This is a genomic window from Pedobacter steynii, from assembly GCF_001721645.1.
Classification (GTDB): domain Bacteria; phylum Bacteroidota; class Bacteroidia; order Sphingobacteriales; family Sphingobacteriaceae; genus Pedobacter; species Pedobacter steynii_A.
The window spans coordinates 6,565,611-6,581,659 of record NZ_CP017141.1 but is presented as its reverse complement, the minus strand read 5'-3'; the positions used below and the strand labels follow the sequence as shown (position 1 = coordinate 6,581,659).

The 16,049-nt window shown below is 44.7% G+C and carries 10 protein-coding genes; 9 read left to right on the top strand and 1 reads right to left on the bottom strand.

Annotated elements, in window-relative coordinates:
* Positions 1 to 143 precede the first annotated feature (143 nt).
* Positions 144 to 836, top strand: coding sequence for a uracil-DNA glycosylase family protein (locus tag BFS30_RS27320; protein WP_069382198.1), 693 nt, complete (start codon positions 144 to 146; stop codon positions 834 to 836).
* Positions 837 to 916: 80 nt separating this feature from the next.
* Here the strand turns inward: BFS30_RS27320 and BFS30_RS27315 are convergent, their stop codons facing one another.
* Positions 917 to 1,639, bottom strand: a complete 723-nt coding sequence (locus tag BFS30_RS27315; protein WP_069382197.1) for a Crp/Fnr family transcriptional regulator — start codon at positions 1,637 to 1,639, stop codon at positions 917 to 919.
* Between the two features lie 224 nt (positions 1,640 to 1,863).
* Between BFS30_RS27315 and BFS30_RS27310 the strand changes: the two genes are divergently transcribed.
* The 8 genes from BFS30_RS27310 to BFS30_RS27275 all read left to right on the top strand — a co-directional run bounded on the left by BFS30_RS27310 (position 1,864) and on the right by BFS30_RS27275 (position 16,038).
* Positions 1,864 to 2,235 carry a DUF1508 domain-containing protein gene (locus tag BFS30_RS27310; RefSeq protein WP_069382196.1) on the top strand — a complete coding sequence of 124 codons (372 nt, stop codon included), beginning with the start codon at positions 1,864 to 1,866 and terminating at the stop codon, positions 2,233 to 2,235.
* A 397-nt stretch (positions 2,236 to 2,632) separates the two neighbouring features.
* Positions 2,633 to 3,592, top strand: coding sequence for an AraC family transcriptional regulator (locus BFS30_RS27305; protein ID WP_069382195.1), 960 nt, complete (start codon positions 2,633 to 2,635; stop codon positions 3,590 to 3,592).
* A 222-nt stretch (positions 3,593 to 3,814) separates the two neighbouring features.
* Positions 3,815 to 6,952 (top strand): SusC/RagA family TonB-linked outer membrane protein, encoded by a 3,138-nt coding sequence (locus BFS30_RS27300; RefSeq protein WP_069382194.1) that lies wholly within the window; start codon positions 3,815 to 3,817, stop codon positions 6,950 to 6,952.
* Between the two features lie 33 nt (positions 6,953 to 6,985).
* Positions 6,986 to 8,500 (top strand): SusD/RagB family nutrient-binding outer membrane lipoprotein, encoded by a 1,515-nt coding sequence (locus BFS30_RS27295; protein WP_069382193.1) that lies wholly within the window; start codon positions 6,986 to 6,988, stop codon positions 8,498 to 8,500.
* 25 nt (positions 8,501 to 8,525) lie between these two features.
* On the top strand, positions 8,526 to 10,055 hold the full coding sequence (locus BFS30_RS27290) for a S10 family peptidase (protein WP_208603017.1): 1,530 nt from the start codon (positions 8,526 to 8,528) through the stop codon (positions 10,053 to 10,055).
* 8 nt (positions 10,056 to 10,063) lie between these two features.
* Positions 10,064 to 11,692 carry a S10 family peptidase gene (locus BFS30_RS27285; protein ID WP_083252352.1) on the top strand — a complete coding sequence of 543 codons (1,629 nt, stop codon included), beginning with the start codon at positions 10,064 to 10,066 and terminating at the stop codon, positions 11,690 to 11,692.
* Between the two features lie 7 nt (positions 11,693 to 11,699).
* The gene (locus BFS30_RS27280) at positions 11,700 to 14,588 is read left to right on the top strand and encodes a tetratricopeptide repeat protein (RefSeq protein WP_069382192.1); all 2,889 of its coding nucleotides are present in this window, start codon (positions 11,700 to 11,702) and stop codon (positions 14,586 to 14,588) included.
* Positions 14,589 to 14,619: 31 nt separating this feature from the next.
* Positions 14,620 to 16,038: an APC family permease gene (locus tag BFS30_RS27275; protein WP_069382191.1), complete on the top strand. Its 1,419-nt coding sequence runs from the start codon at positions 14,620 to 14,622 to the stop codon at positions 16,036 to 16,038.
* Positions 16,039 to 16,049: the final 11 nt, after the last annotated feature.

The window sequence follows — 16,049 nt, the reverse complement described above, 5'->3', positions numbered from 1 at the left end:
TCCGCGTTCATAGAAATAAAGCATAAAAAAGCGGCAGTTTCCGATGGGAGGCTGCCGATTTTTCGTTATTGGGCTTTTGCATTATGGCGTATCTGGAGGAGCTCCCATGTTGTTCTTCATGATAGAATGGCTATCTTTAGCTTATGTCAACATTTGCCGATCGGATCATCTCCTTCAACCAAAACCTGGAGTTCAAAGGAACTCTACCTGCGGGAATCAGGATTATGAACCCCTTTAAAGAAAGCCCGGTTGCTTTGCAATCCTCATCCACATTTTACCGTAAATATTATAACGATGAGCTGCCCCGGCATTTGATCCTGGGAATTAACCCCGGTCGTTTTGGCTCCGGGCTGACGGGGATTTCTTTTACGGATCCCAAGCGGCTGGTGGCCAATTGTGACATTGACTTTCCAGGGCCCATGACCCATGAGCCTTCTTCTGAGTATATTTATGAAATGATCAAAGCTTTTGGAGGGGTAGCACAATTCTATCAGCAGTTCTACATCCATTCCATCTGCCCCCTGGGCTTCACGATAATGGGAGAGAACGGGAAAGAAACCAATTATAATTATTACGACAATAAGGCGCTGTTAACAGCGGTATACCCTTTTATCGTAAAGAATATTCAGACACAGATTGCAATGGGTTTTGAAACAGATGTTTGCTTTTGTTTTGGGACCGGAAAAAATGAAAGTTTTTTCAGAAAGCTAAATGAAGAACATCGCTTTTTTAAGCAGATCATTGCCCTTGAACATCCGAGATATATCATGCAATACAAGTCCAGATCCAGACAGGAATACATCGATAAATACCTGAAAGCTTTTGCCGGAAAATAACCACCGGAGCTGACTGCAGCGGAATTGTCGGATTGGAAGTCACAGAATGTGACATCCAATAAACAAAAGACGGGGAATACTTAACGAAGTTTGAGGGATTTATTGCTGTAGCTGGAGATTTCTGCCAGCATTTTGATATCTGTAATGGTAATCTTCCGGCCTTCAGTATAGAGGACCCCCAGTGTTTTAAATTCCTTTAAAATGCGGACCAGGTTTTCTTTGGCGATTCCGGCCATATTGGACAGGTCACTTCTGGAAATATTGATGGTATCCTCGTTTGCCTCCTCATTTTTATATTTTTCCCTCAATACGATCAGGGTAATGGCTACTCTTTCCCGGGCAGTTCTTTGGGTAAACACCGCGATGTTATTCGTTAAAACCGCATATTCATGGCTCATGTTCTTTAAGAGCCGTTGAGATAAGATTACAGAGTTGTGTAATACTTCCAGAAAATCCTCCTTAGGGATAAAAGCAATATTGCAATCCTCTATTGCAGTTGCAGAATCCGGATATCTGTCTTCAGCCAGGATGGCGTGGTATCCCAGAAGTTCACCGCTGCCTGCTACATAAATGATCTGCTCCCTGCCGTCACGGTCTACCTTATATTTCTTTACAATTCCTTTCTGAATGTAAAAAATCCCAGAGGGAACGGCACCTTCTTTAAAAATCACATCCCCTTTGTTATAACTTTCTACAGTCATATTGATACAAAGGCGGTCATGGTCTTCAGCAGGAATACTCTTCAGGATAGATTGTGATTTGAAATTCCATTGATCAATTGGAAAAATTCCGGATAGGCTCATATTCTCGTTCTCTGTACTTTACTATTGAATCCTGTTAAATGATCAATACTTTATTAATGGCACAAAGTTACTTCTATTTTTTTTGCATTCCTTAACTATTAAAGGTCATGTTGAAGTAATAACTTTCCACAATAATTGATAATTATCAGTTTTTCGATTGACACTGATGCGTATTTTTTATTTGTGACGCTCTTAAATTTGCAGTCGTAAACTTTAAATGAGTTATGGCAAAATTTCAGATTATAAAAGACTTTGACAACAAGTACCATTTTAACCTAAAGTTGAAATCCGGCGATATTGTATTGCGGAGTTCAGACCGTACGACTGCAAAGATCGCATGTGAAAAGCAAATTGACCTGGTTAGGGCAAATGCAAAATTCGCTCACCGTTTCAGCAGACAGTCAGACGAACAGGGTTCTTATTTTATTTTGAAAGATGCAGACAACCAGGTATTGGGCCGTAGCGGCTATTATGCCTATTGGTTGGATATGGAGCGTAGCATTGCGGCAATCAGAAGCTATACTCATGATGCAGAGCTGGAAGACCTAAGCAGTCAGGCTGTAAAAGAGGCCGCTCTGGATCTGGTAAGCGAGTAAGGTATATCCATATCAGGACATTGCGATATTCAAAGCAATACCAGGGCAGATCGCCGGTATTGCTTTGTTCATTTAGAGATCCGCTTTTCTGTAACTTCTTTGATAGCGTTCAGGCAGCTAAAAGCCCAATATAACACCTGATCCCTCCTTTGTTTTCTTAAATCATTAACTGTTTCTGTTCTTATTGTCCGGAAGGAATTGTCTTTGGCCTATTTTTGATAAAATATTTATACTTCTGATTTAAGTACTTAATGATTTTGGATATTTTGGGCTTTAAGTAGTTTATCGGCAGTGATTTAGGTCTTTTCCTGAAGGAAGGGCTGCCGAAAAGTATGATTCTTGTTACGCTCCTGTAGTTGCAGTACAAATTATTCTTTTTTATGGTATTATTGATTGTATGAAAGTACTTCAATTCACCGTTCCCGTTGCAAATGAATACTCTATAGTAGTACAGGAAGATATATTGCCTTACTTTTACAACTATCTGCACCGGCATAAAGAAGTACAGATTACTTTAATTATAAAAGGGGAGGGAACCTTGATTGCAGGAAATTATACCCAGCCCTGCAAACCTGGCGACATCTATTTTATAGGTAGCGATCAGCCCCATCTTTTCCGCTCCAATGCCAGTCATTTTGGCGAGAGTTACCGCAATAACATTCATGCGATCCATATCTTCTTTGATCATAAACATAACCTGGCCAGTTTGCTGGAACTTCCCGAGATGGAGCCTGTAAAAAGGTTTATGGAAGGAACTGCATTTGGTTTACAAGTGCCTTCCTCACATGTTTTGCAAATCTCCGGGATGGTAAAAGAAGTGAGGGATTCAGAAGGACTTGACCGGCTTCTGAACCTGATTAAGCTGTTGCAATCCTGTGCCAATAACATTAAAGAATGGAAATCCCTTTCCACCGGTTTTTCCAATCATTCTTTTACGGATTCCGAAGGACTGAGGATGAACGACGTATATCAGTATACCATCGATCATTATTCAGAGGATATTTCACTCCACACCATTGCTTCCATTGCCTGTATCACACCCCATGCCTTCTGCAAGTATTTTAAACGGCATACCAGGAAAACCTATTTGTCTTTCCTGCATGAAATCCGGGTAAACGAGGCCTGCAAAAAGATCATTAGTGGCGATTTTGACTGTATCTCTTCCGTGGCCTATACTTCAGGCTTCAACAGTATTATCACCTTTAACCGGGTGTTTAAGAAAATCACTTCCATGGCCCCTAAAGATTACATCAAGAAGTATAAATTTAAGAGTGCAGAAGTGCCAATTAATAAGGCAATTGGCTCTTTTTTTGTCTCTTTTTATGTGCTTTTGAATGATCTTTTCTTTTTATTATAGTCCTTTTCTAATTCTTTATAACCCTTTCCTGATTCTTTTTTCCGGGCCTTGTCCACAGGCTTTGGTCTTTCTTTGAATTTTCCCGGTATAATAGACAATTTTTGATAAGTAGTAGACAATAAAAGCCTACAATTTGTTGGCTTGCTGAACTAAATTTGGTTAACCAGGGAGGTCAATCACCTTCTAAACGAACCTATTAACTAACCCTAAGCAAGCCGAACTATGAAAAAAGTATTACTTTTTTTTTCTGTGCTTTTATTTTGCTGTTCTATAGCAAATGCACAGAACAAAACGATTACCGGAACTGTCACTGCTAAAGAAGACAAGCAGCCTATCCCCGGTGCCTCTATTAAGGTAGAAGGTACATCTATTGGCACTGTAACCAGTGGTAATGGTAAATTTAGTATCCAGGTACCAGCCAATTCAACGCTTCTCATTAGTTATATCGGTTATACGGCCCAGAAGGTGGCGGTCGGAGCCCAAAATGATTACCAGATTGTACTGGTCGAAGACTCCAAAAGTCTCGAAGAGGTGGTTGTCACTTCATTCGGGATTCAGCGGGACAAGAAAACCCTGGGCTACGGCGTCAGTAAGGTGAGCGCTGAAAGTCTGACCAAGGCCCCGACACCAGACATTACCAATGCACTTGCAGGTAAAGTTGCCGGGGTTCAGATCTCCGGTTCCGGTGGGGGTTTTACCAGCTCTAACGTAACCATCAGAGGGTTTTCCAGTATCACCAGAAGTAACCAGCCTTTATATGTTATAGACGGGGTGCCAATCGATAATGGTGGTGGCGGAAATAGTGTCAATGCTGGTGTGGCAAGTTCCAGCAGAGCATCAGATGTGAATCCTGAAGACATCGAAAGTATCAGCGTTTTAAAAGGAGCAGCAGCAACCGTTCTGTATGGTTCCAGAGCAGCTTCAGGTGTTATCCTGATCACTACGAAAAAGGGTAAACAGGGCACAAAAAGTGAAGTTTCCTTTACTTCCAATACTTCCTGGGGCAGTATAAACAGGTTCCCGGAATATCAGAATGATTATGCCCAGGGATCCAGAGGCATTTATGGAAAGAATGACACTCCGGAACAACGGTATAAATGGGACCCTAAATCTACTTCCTGGGGACCGCGTATTGCCGGACAACAGGTAACAGATATTCTTGGAAATACCGTGACCCTGCAGGCTTATCCTGATAACGTAAGGGACATTCTTCAAACCCAGCTCGCACTCGATAATACCATTAACTTCTCGGGAGCGAATGAGAAATATAACTACCGGATTTCTTACGGAAACAATACTCAGGATGCCCTTGTTCCAGGAAACAAACTTTACAAGAACACATTCAGCGGGAATATGGGAGCAAGCATTACCGATAAACTGAAAATGAATACTTCCTTTTCTTATATCAATAACAAATCTAACCGGACCCAGGCAGGAAATCAGGGTGCTAACCCCTTGTGGAGGGCGATTTATGCACCCCGCAGTTATGATGTTTCCGGTTTGCCGGTTACCGATGCTCAGGGAGGACAAATCTGGTACTCCAGTTCAGAGGAAAATCCATACTGGTCCATCGACCACATTACGACTACCCAGGAGTTGAACAGGTTCTTCGGGAACTTAAACCTTAAATACGATTTTACCAGCTGGTTACAGGCTGATTTAAAAGTCGGTGTGGATGTGTTCAACAATAATTTTGTCGGATTTGATGATAAAGGAGTGAGAAGTAACGGAAATACAGCTTCTGCCGGTGCGGGTGGAATTGTAGAGCGTCAGAACATGACCCGTAACCTCAGCAGTTATTTTACATTAACCGCCAACAAAACTTACGGTGATTATAACCTCTCTGCAACATTGGGGAATGAGATCCTTTCCAATTATGATAAATCCATTGTGGCGACCGGAAAAAGCATCACCATTCCCGGCTTTGCCAACCTTAAAAACTTCACCACCTTTAGTGCAGAAGACAGTTTTTTCAGGACCCGGTTAATGGGCTTTTTCGGAGATATCTCTGTGGGCTATAAATCTTATCTGAACCTGAACGTGAAAGCGCGTAATGATTTTTCTTCTACTTTAAGTAAGAAAAACCGGTCGATCTTTTATCCGGCTGTCGCGATAAGTTTTGTGCCTACAGAAGCCTTTCCGGAGCTAAAAGGAAAAGTGCTGACCTCTGCCAAAATCAGGGCGAACGTAGGTGAAGTGGGTAAAGGGGCAAATGCCTATGACGCTTCTACCGTATATGGTACTGCAGGGGCTTCAGACGGTTTCAGTTCTACTGCAGTTAACTTTCCTTTCAACAATATGGCGGGATATACTTACGCCAATACGTCTGGAAATGAAGATATCCTTCCTGAATTTACCAGAGAGATTGAGCTGGGAACAGAGCTGAGCTTTTTTGACAACAGGTTGTCGCTGGACCTTTCGGTTTATAAGAGAGATTCCAGAAACCTGATTTTCAATGTTCCTGTTCCTGCAAGTTCCGGCTTTACCAGTCAGGTGAAAAATGCAGGAAAGCTATCTACCAAAGGACTGGAGTTTTTATTGAGCGGTACACCGGTAAAGACATCCAGCTTTACCTGGGATGCGATGTTGAACTTCACCACTTTTAAATCCGTAGTAAAAGAGCTTGCTCCTGGTGTAAGCCTGATTTCCCTGGGTGGTTTTACATCGCCCAATGTTCAGGCGGTGGCCGGACAGCCTTATGGTCTGATTTATTCCAATATGTACCAGAGAGATAACCAGGGACGTATGGTCATTAAAGCCAATGGATTGCCGCAGGCCACAAATGAAGTAGGGCCGGTAGGGAATCCAAATCCTAAGTTTACTGCAGGATTAACCAACTCCTTTACCTATAAAGCATTTAGCTTCTCCTTCCTGCTTGACTTTAAATACAAAGGTGATATCCTTTCCAGAACTGTGGGCGATTTAAGAATCAACGGTGTAGCTAAAGAAACCGCTGAATTTGATCGCTTTAATGCAGATGGTACCGTTTCTACTCCTTATTTATTTGAAGGTGTGCATGCCGATGGCAGTCCGAATACCACTGCTGTGTCTGCACAGGATTACTGGGGGCTGGCAGGGAAATATGTAGCCTGGGAAGGTTATGTGCTGGATGCCACTTTCCTGAAACTGAGAGAGGCTACCTTCAGCTATTTATTTCCTAAAGAATTGCTGGCAAGGACCAAATTTATCAGCCGCCTGCAGCTGTCTGTTTACGGACGTAACCTGTTGACTTATGCGCCTAATTTCCCACACCTTGATCCCGAGCAAAACGTATTGGGAGTAGGCAATGCCAGAGGTCTGGAATTCGGTATACAGCCGGTAGCCAGAACTTTCGGAGCGACCTTAAGGGCCACATTTTAATTAACTGATTTAAAGAAATTTTAGATAAAAGCTATGAAACCGAATAAAACCATCATATGCACAAGCCTGTTACTTTTTGGAAGCTTGTTCCATTCCTGTAAAAAATTCTATGATGTCAATACGGATCCCAATAACGTGATCGATGTTCCGGTTGCCCAGTTATTGCCTTCTATTACAGTAAATGTCGGGTATTTAGGGGCCAGTGATCTGTTCCGTTACAGCGGTCTGATGATGCAGCAGTTTTCCGGACAGACCACCAATACTTCCCAGACTTTTAAAGAGTACGAACGATACAACATCAATAACTCGGATGTGAACAACCAGTGGAGTTCTATATTTGCCACTTTGCTTGCAGACATTGCAAAAATTATCCCTAAAGCAGAAAAAGATGGCAGTCCGCACTATGCAGGTGTGGCGAAAATATTAAAAGCCTATGTATATCAGGTCACCGTTGACGGGTGGGGCGATGTACCTTATAGCGAAGCTTCAAAGTTCGCAGAAAACCTATATCCGAAATATGATGATGATGAGGCGATTTATAAAGACCTGATTGCTACTCTTGATGCAGGAATTGCTGATGTCAATGCCCCTGCTTCTGTCTTTGAACCGGACAAAAATACGACCATATATCCGGGAGTATGGTCGAATGTGAAGACCAACTGGATTAAATTTGCCAACACCCTGAAGCTGCGCATTTACCTGCACTACAGTCAGAAGGACCCCGCTTTTGCTTCCAGTCAGATTACGGCGCTGATCAATAGCGGTGCGCAGTTCATGACTTCTAATGCAGATAATTTTCAGATGAAATTTCTGGCCGAGTCTGGTCGTCAGAACCCGATTACCAGTATAGAAGGCGGACAGTTCAGAAATGCCTTTTTTCCGAACAGAACGATTGTAGACATGATGAATGTTAAATCTGACCCGCGCAGGCCTTCTTACTTTGTTTCTTTCCCTTACAATAGTGGAAATTATAAAGGCGCCAGTGTGTTGGACAATTCCTCCGTAGCTTATTCCAGGTTAAATACCTTTCTGAAAGGAGATGCCAGTCTGAACAGCATTGTAATTAACCCTGACGGAACGATTACCGATGGATCGATCACCTGGTCTGGTAATTCCCCAACGAGATTGCTTACGTTCTCCGAGTATAATTTCATCCGGGCCGAAGCCGCTTTGAGCTTAAGTGCTCCGGGTGATGCTCAAACCTTTTTTGAGGCAGGGATTCGTTCTTCTATGGCCGAGTCTGGTGTAAGTGCTGCTGCCATAGACGACTATATTGCTGCATACGGAACTTTAACCGGAACAAATGCCAAAAAACTGGAACAGATCATCAATGAAAAGTATGTTGCCAATTTTGGGGTATTGATGGAACCATGGAACGATTGGAGGAGAACAGGTTTTCCGGCCATTACTCCACTACCAATTTCGGTAGCGGTATATGATAAGATCCCAAGGGTGCTCATTTACCCGCTTTCTGAAAGAAGCAGCAATCCGAATACGCCAGTCAGAAATGATATGTTACAACGCGTGTTCTGGGATACCCGTCCGTAATTGTGTTTTATCAATCCGTATCGAAATGAAGAAAATAGGTTTATTTATATTGGCAATGGGTATTCAGTTATCCATTGCCCAAACAAAGTCTGCCGCGGATAGTCCTGCAGCTCAGGAATTGAAGTCAAAATCCGGGGAAGGTGAAACGGTCAGGACCAAAGGCTCGGTAACGATCAATGGAAAAGTGATCAGTTATACCGCGACCACCGGATATATGCCCCTTAAAACTGAGGAAGGAAAGTTGAGGGCGAACATCTTCTACGTAGCTTATACGAAGGATGATGGGGGAGACCTGACCAAAAGACCGGTGACTTACACTTTTAACGGGGGACCGGGGTCTGCCTCAGTCTGGTTACATATGGGGGTGATCGGGCCAAAGAGAATTGTGATGTCTGAAAAAGGTGAGGCCCTGACTCCCCCTTATTCCTATACCAATAATGAGTTCTCCTGGCTGGACCATAGCGACCTTGTGTTTATAGATCCTGTGGGAACCGGTTTCAGCCGGGCAGCTCCGGGAGTGGATAAAAGTGAATTTCAGGGTTATAACGAAGACATCCAGTCGGTGGGAGAATTTATTAAACTGTATACTACCCAGAATAAACGCTGGGGTTCTCCTAAATTTCTGGCGGGAGAGAGTTATGGTACAACCCGGGCAGCGGGCTTATCAAACTACCTGCAAAGTGCTTTTAAGATGTATGTCAATGGAATTGTGCTCATCTCTGCGGTACTCAATTTCCAGACCATCAATTTCGCCATCGGAAATGACCTTCCTTATCCCTTATACCTTCCCAGTTACGCGGCAACCTCCTGGTATTATAAACAACTGAGCCCGGAAATGCAGGCAAAGGATCTGAAGACACTGACAGCCGAAGCGGAGGCTTTTGCCATGAACGAATATGCCACCGCACTGATGAAAGGCGACCGGCTGACTGCAGCGGAGTATACTTCCGTAGTCCTCAAGCTCAGTAAATACACCGGACTGTCGGAAAGTTTCATCCGGCAAACCAACCTGAGGATTAACCTGCCTCAGTACAACAAAGAGCTGCTCAGGGACGAAGGAAAGACTGTGGGCCGTCTGGACTCCCGTTTTACCGGAATTGATTACAATGATACCGGTTCATCTACAGAATACGATCCCAGCAATACAGGAACCATATCAGGGCCCTATACTGCCGGAGTGCTGAGTTATTTTGGAAAAGAGCTGAATTATACCAATAACCTGACTTATTACATCCTTGGCGGCGGTGTCGGGCGCTGGAATTACAGCAATGTCCAGAATAAATACCTGAATGTAGCCGAGTATATGAGACAGGCGATGTCTGTAAACCCTTCAATGAAGGTGTGGGTGCTTGGTGGTTATTATGATTTTGCCACTCCTTATTATGCCTCTAAATACGTGATCAACCATATGGGACTGAGACCGGAACAGGCTAAGAATATCAATTTCACCTATTATGAAGCCGGTCATATGCTTTATATCCATATGCCTTCTTTAAAGCAGATGAAAGTAGATGCCGACTCTTTTTACACCAACACTTTACAAGAAATTAAATAGTTATGAAGATGAGATCACCTATTCGATGCACTATTTTATCCGGACTGCTGGCCGGGGCCGCACTGTGCAGCAATGCGCAGTCAAGAGGCGGTAGAGGAGCCGTTGAGGTAGCGCCGGTAACGGCGGTTTCTGCGGAAAGTAAAACTGCGCCTGTTGTCGCCTTACCTCTTGATCCAAACGGATACATCATTTCCAATTCTCCTCATATACCCGCTCCGGTGGCGACCAAACACAGCATCACCATAAAGGGGCAGCTGGTCAATTATACCGCTACAACCGGCTATCTTCAGCTGGCTACTGAAGATGGGAAACCCAAAGCCAATATTTTCTTTGTGGCTTATACCAAAGACGGCGTTACTGACCGTAAGAGCAGGCCGATGACCTATACCTTTAATGGTGGGCCGGGATCTTCTTCGGTATGGTTACATATGGGGATCATTGGTCCGAAAAGGGTATTGATGTCTGATAAAGGCGATGTATTGCCTCCGCCTTACCGGTATGTTGACAATGAATACTCCTGGCTGGATAAGACCGATATGGTTTTCCTGGATCCGGTAACTACCGGGTACAGCAGGGCCGTGACCGGAGAAAACGACAAGCAATTTCATGGTTATGAGGAAGATATTCAAAGCATGGGAGAGGCCATCCGCCTTTACGCGACCAGGTACGACAGGTGGCAGTCGCCGAAATTCCTGGCTGGAGAAAGCTATGGAACCACACGTGCCGCCGGTCTGTCGGAATACCTGCAGAGTAAATATAAATTTTACCTGAACGGAGTGGTATTGATCAGTTCTATTCTCAATATGCAGACCGCCCGTTTTGACATTGGTAATGACCTGCCTTTTCCTTTGTTTCTGCCTACCTATACTGCAACGGCCTGGTACCATAAGAAATTAGCTGCGGACTTGCAGCGGGACCTGAAAAGTACCCTGAAAGAAGCGGAAGCATTTGCCCTGGGTGAATACCATACCGCATTGATGAAAGGCAGTGAGCTGAGCGCTGAGGAGTATACCAGTATCGTGAACAAGCTGAGCCGTTATACCGGACTTTCACAGGAATACATCCGTCAGACCAACCTGAGGATAGACATTCATAAATTTGATAAGGAGCTGAGAAGAACAGAAGGACTTACTGTAGGGCGTCTGGACAGTCGTTTTACCGGGCGTGATTATAACGATGTGGGTGTTGCTCCGGAGTTTGATCCCAGTAACGATGGCACCATATCCGGTCCATACAGTGCGGCAATTAATCATTATGTGAGGGCAGAGCTGAAGTTTAAGAATGACCTGCCTTATGAAATTCTCGGGGGGAGGGTTCAGCCATGGAACTATAATAATGTACAGAACCGCTACTTAAATGTGGCCGAGTCATTAAGGAAAGCCATGGCTGTAAACCCTTATCTTAAGGTTTGGGTACTCTGCGGTTATTATGACCTTGCTACCCCTTATTTTGCCGCTGAGTATACTTTTAATACGATGGGATTGAGGCCGGAACAAAAGAAAAACGTAAATTTTACCTATTATGAAGCCGGGCACATGTTATACGTTCATAAACCATCATTGTTGCAGGTGAAGAAAGATGCAGACCGGGTATATGATGAAGTCATGAAAGAAATTAATGCCGCCCCCCTAAATTAGTGTTGCTATGAAAAGAATCAATTTTTACCTGTCCTGTCTGATCTGCCTGAATGTAACCGGCCTTTCTGCACAAACCCTTAGTCCGGATAGTGCCGGGCGGGCTTTAAAGGATTTATCGGCATTAAAAGCCCGGACCCTGAAAGAATTTTCTGCTTCGGGTAAGCAGGTGGAAGGGATTCGGAGGATGTTGCAGCTGGGAATGTGGAAAGAGGCAACTGCAGCCATTGCAGCCCATAAACCTGCTTCTGCCGACTACAAACTGCTGTCGGCAGATTATCTGATCCTCAGCAACGAACTGAAAAAAGCGGAAGTACTGGTGAATGAGGTGAGGAAGGCAGAGCCAAAAAATGAAACGGCCATCGTTTTGAAAGCATTTCTTGAAATCCAGGCCTGGAGATTGCCAGAGGCTGCTGAGCTATGTGAGCAGGCCTTAAAAGTCCGGTCTTCTGAGAAATTATGGCTGATGCTGGGCCGGGCAAGGCTGCTGCAAAAGAATTATAAAGAAGCCCTGAGGATTGCGAAAAAGATGATTCAGGAACATCCCAAAAGTGCAGGCGCTTATCTGCTGGAAGCCGATGTGTATTTCTGGGATCAGCAACCGGACCTTGCCGAGGCCCCATTGAAGAAATCCCTGGAGATCGATCCCTATAATGCAGATGCCCGGTTTAGCTATGGTTATGCCATCTGGAGAAGGGTAGATGCCAGACAATTGAACGCGATGGCTGCTCAATGGGAGCTTGCTTTGGCCATCAATCCTTTGCATTTTCAGACACATTGGCATTGGGGAAATGGACATACCAACCTCACTTACGCAGACTATGCAGAAAAGGACGATGATATGGTTCGGAAAGCATTGGAAAAAGCCGATGACCAGGTCCGTCAGAATAAAGTGCAGGATGCAATCCAGACTACCAGATTTGTAGAAAAACAATACCCTGCTTCGGTGCTTCCGGGAATGCACAGGGCGTCGATCTATTATATCGCTTTTGATATGGACCGCAAAGCAAGACTCGATTCTGCAGAGCGCATTTTCCGGGCAATCCTCTCCAGGAAAAAACATTACGGGCCTGCTCATAATGGATTATCTGCCGTGATCAAATCCAAGCGCATCCCTTATCTGGCTGTATACGATTCGATTTCAAATCAATTGAATACCACTAAGATTACGGATATGGTTAATTTCCAGAAAGTATTCCCGGATGTGAGTTATTACCCCGGAGAGACGGTGAAAGCCATGGCCTGGAACCAGTTGTTTACGGCAGTGGTGTATTTTCCTTTTCTGTCTAAACAAGACAATGCCTTTCGGATTCCGCCATTGCACAATGACCTGGCGATCACGATGAACTCTCCGTCTTTCCGTTATATGACGACTTTTGACAACCGGCAATGGATGGACATCCGTGGAGTAGGAAGCGGTGCCGCGGCTATAGAATATGTGGAACGCGGTGCTTTCCTGGAACGAAATGTGATCCTCCATGAATATGTTCACCTCTTTCATGGGCGTGTGCTGACCGATGCCGAAAACCGGAAGATCAGGTCCCTGTATTATCAGGCGATGAAAGAGAAACGTACCCTGGATTATTACTCGCAGAACAATGAGAGTGAATATCTTGCCCAGACTTATCCGGCCTATTTTGAGCCCGTAAAAGTGCATCCCCTGGATTTTAAATCCATGAATACCACTTCAGATCTCAAAACCAAAGATCCCGAAATGTACCGTTTTCTGGATGGGCTGGTTAAAAAGGAGCGTGCCTACCTTGCGGGAGATAAAGACGCTATGGCCAGTAACTGGTCTCAGGTATACCTGAACCTGAGCAATAAAGCCAAACAAAAAAGCGCTGCACTGGCAGCAGCCTATCTGGACACCGCATTGGTATATGATCAGAAATACCTCCCTGCTTACCTGAACTATGCACAGTTGAAAATAGAGCAAAAGGACTTTAATGGGGCTGGCGACTGGCTCAAAAAAGCGGAAAATGTGGATGCGAAGTATGCTCCGGTTTACTCCGCTTACGCCGGACTGGTGGCGTCCAGGTTTGCGGCTGGTGAAATTGCGCAGAAGGAGGCGGTTGAGCAACAGGCCTTTTATCTAAAAAAATCTTTCCAGCTGGAAGATGATTATCAGGAATTGGCAAGGGTCAATATGCAGCTGCGGGAAATGTATAAACGAAACGGAATGATTCCCGAAGCGATAGCAGCAGCCATGGAATATGGAAAGAGCGGGGCAACCGTATCCACCTACCTCAGAGACCGGCGCGACGATGCATTGGCCTATGCTGCAACCCTTCAATCCGGATTGGGTGAGCAGGAACCGGTGGTTGTGCTCAGGAGACTGGTGGAACAAAAACCACAGAATTTTGAATACAGAAACCTGTATGCCGATGCGCTGGCTGTAAACAAACAATACGATGAAGCGATCAGTACACTGAAAGAAGCCCAGCGGATTCTTGCGGCTTCCGGCAATGCAAGATCTGACTATAACCTGCGGATTGCGGCATTTTATGCTGCTCAGGGAAATAAGGAAGGTACTGAGGAGTATCTTCAACCCTTTTTAAAAGGCAAAACTCCGGTAAGGGATGCTGATAAGTTAAGGTATGTGTTGTTGCTGGTTGCTACCGGACATCAGCAGGAGGCTGAAACTGAGTTTAAGGCGATCACAGAAAAAGGAGATCCTTTTTACCGGGCAGATTACCTGTATACCAGGGGGAAACTGATGGATGCCAGCGGACAGAAACAAGAGGCTGCCAGCAGTTATGAACAGGCTGTTGTTGCCAATCCTTATTTGTTTAATGCCTATTCCGAATTGATCAGTAATTATACTGTTGCGGGTCAGCAGGCAAAGGCCGATGCTTTAAGAGCGAGCCTCTCTGAATTAAAAATGAAATCAAAAAAATAACCATTCACCACCTAATGAGCTCCGTCAAAAAATGGAAAACCAAACTGAAAATCATGAAATGAAGCGGGAACTCGGTCTGCTGGACGCCACCATGCTGGTGGTCGGTTCTATGATCGGGTCCGGAATCTTCATCGTTAGTGCCGATATTACCAGAAATGTAGGAAGCGCGGGATGGCTCATCATCATCTGGATCCTGACCGGGGTCATCACACTTATGGCGGCTTTAAGCTATGGAGAGCTTTCTGCAATGTATCCAAAAGCAGGAGGACAATATATTTACCTGCGGGAATCTTACAACAAACTGGTTGCCTTTTTATATGGCTGGTCTTTTTTTATGGTGATCCAAACCGGCACCATTGCCGCCGTAGGCGTTGCCTTTGCTAAGTTTGCCGCCTATATTTACGAGCCCCTGGGAGACCAGCACATCCTGTATGCGATAGGGAGTTTTAAAATCAATGCCGCTCAGCTGGTCGCCATTGTCACGATTATCCTCTTGACCTGGATCAACAGCAGGGGAGTAAAGAATGGTAAAATTATTCAAACCCTGCTGACCGTCATCAAGATCTTATCTCTTTTCGGACTGATCATTACGGGGCTACTGTTTGCATTCCGGTCTGAAGTCTGGAATGCCAACTGGGCTGAGGTATTCACTCCATTTAACTGGAATCCGGAAACACAGACAGCGGTGAACATTGGTGGGGCCACCTTATTTGCTGCGGTGGTTTCGGCAATGGTTGGCTCGTTATTTTCCAGCGATGCCTGGAACAATGTTACCTTCATCGCCGGAGAGATTAAAAATCCACGCAAGAACATTGGCTTAAGCCTTTTTCTGGGGACGCTGATTGTAACGGTAATCTATGTATCCACCAATATTATGTATACGGCGGTATTGTCTATGCAGGAAATTGCAGCTGCACCAGCAGACCGGGTAGCTGTGGCTGCTTCTCAGTATATTTTCGGGACTGCCGGAACACTGGTGATTGCGGTGATGATCATGATTTCTACTTTTGGCTGTAACAACGGACTGATCCTGTCGGGTGCCAGGGTATATTATACAATGGCACAGGACGGACTGTTCTTTAAGCAGGCCGGAAAGCTCAATAAATTTGAGGTTCCAGGCTGGGGTTTATGGGCGCAATGTATCTGGGCATCGGCTTTATGCCTGACGGGCAGGTATGGCGACCTTCTGGATTATGTGATTTTTGTAGTGCTGATTTTTTACATCCTTACCATTGGAGGGATTTTCATATTAAGACGTAAATACCCGGATGCTGATCGCCCGTATAAAGCTTTTGGTTATCCTTTGATTCCGGCATTATATATGATCTGTGCCGCCGTGTTAAGCGGAGGGCTTTTATATTACAAGACCAGTACTTGTGGTTGGGGACTGGTCCTGGTGCTGATCGGCATTCCGGTATTTTACCTTTCAGGACACGATCGTAAATCTTAATCTTAGCGCAA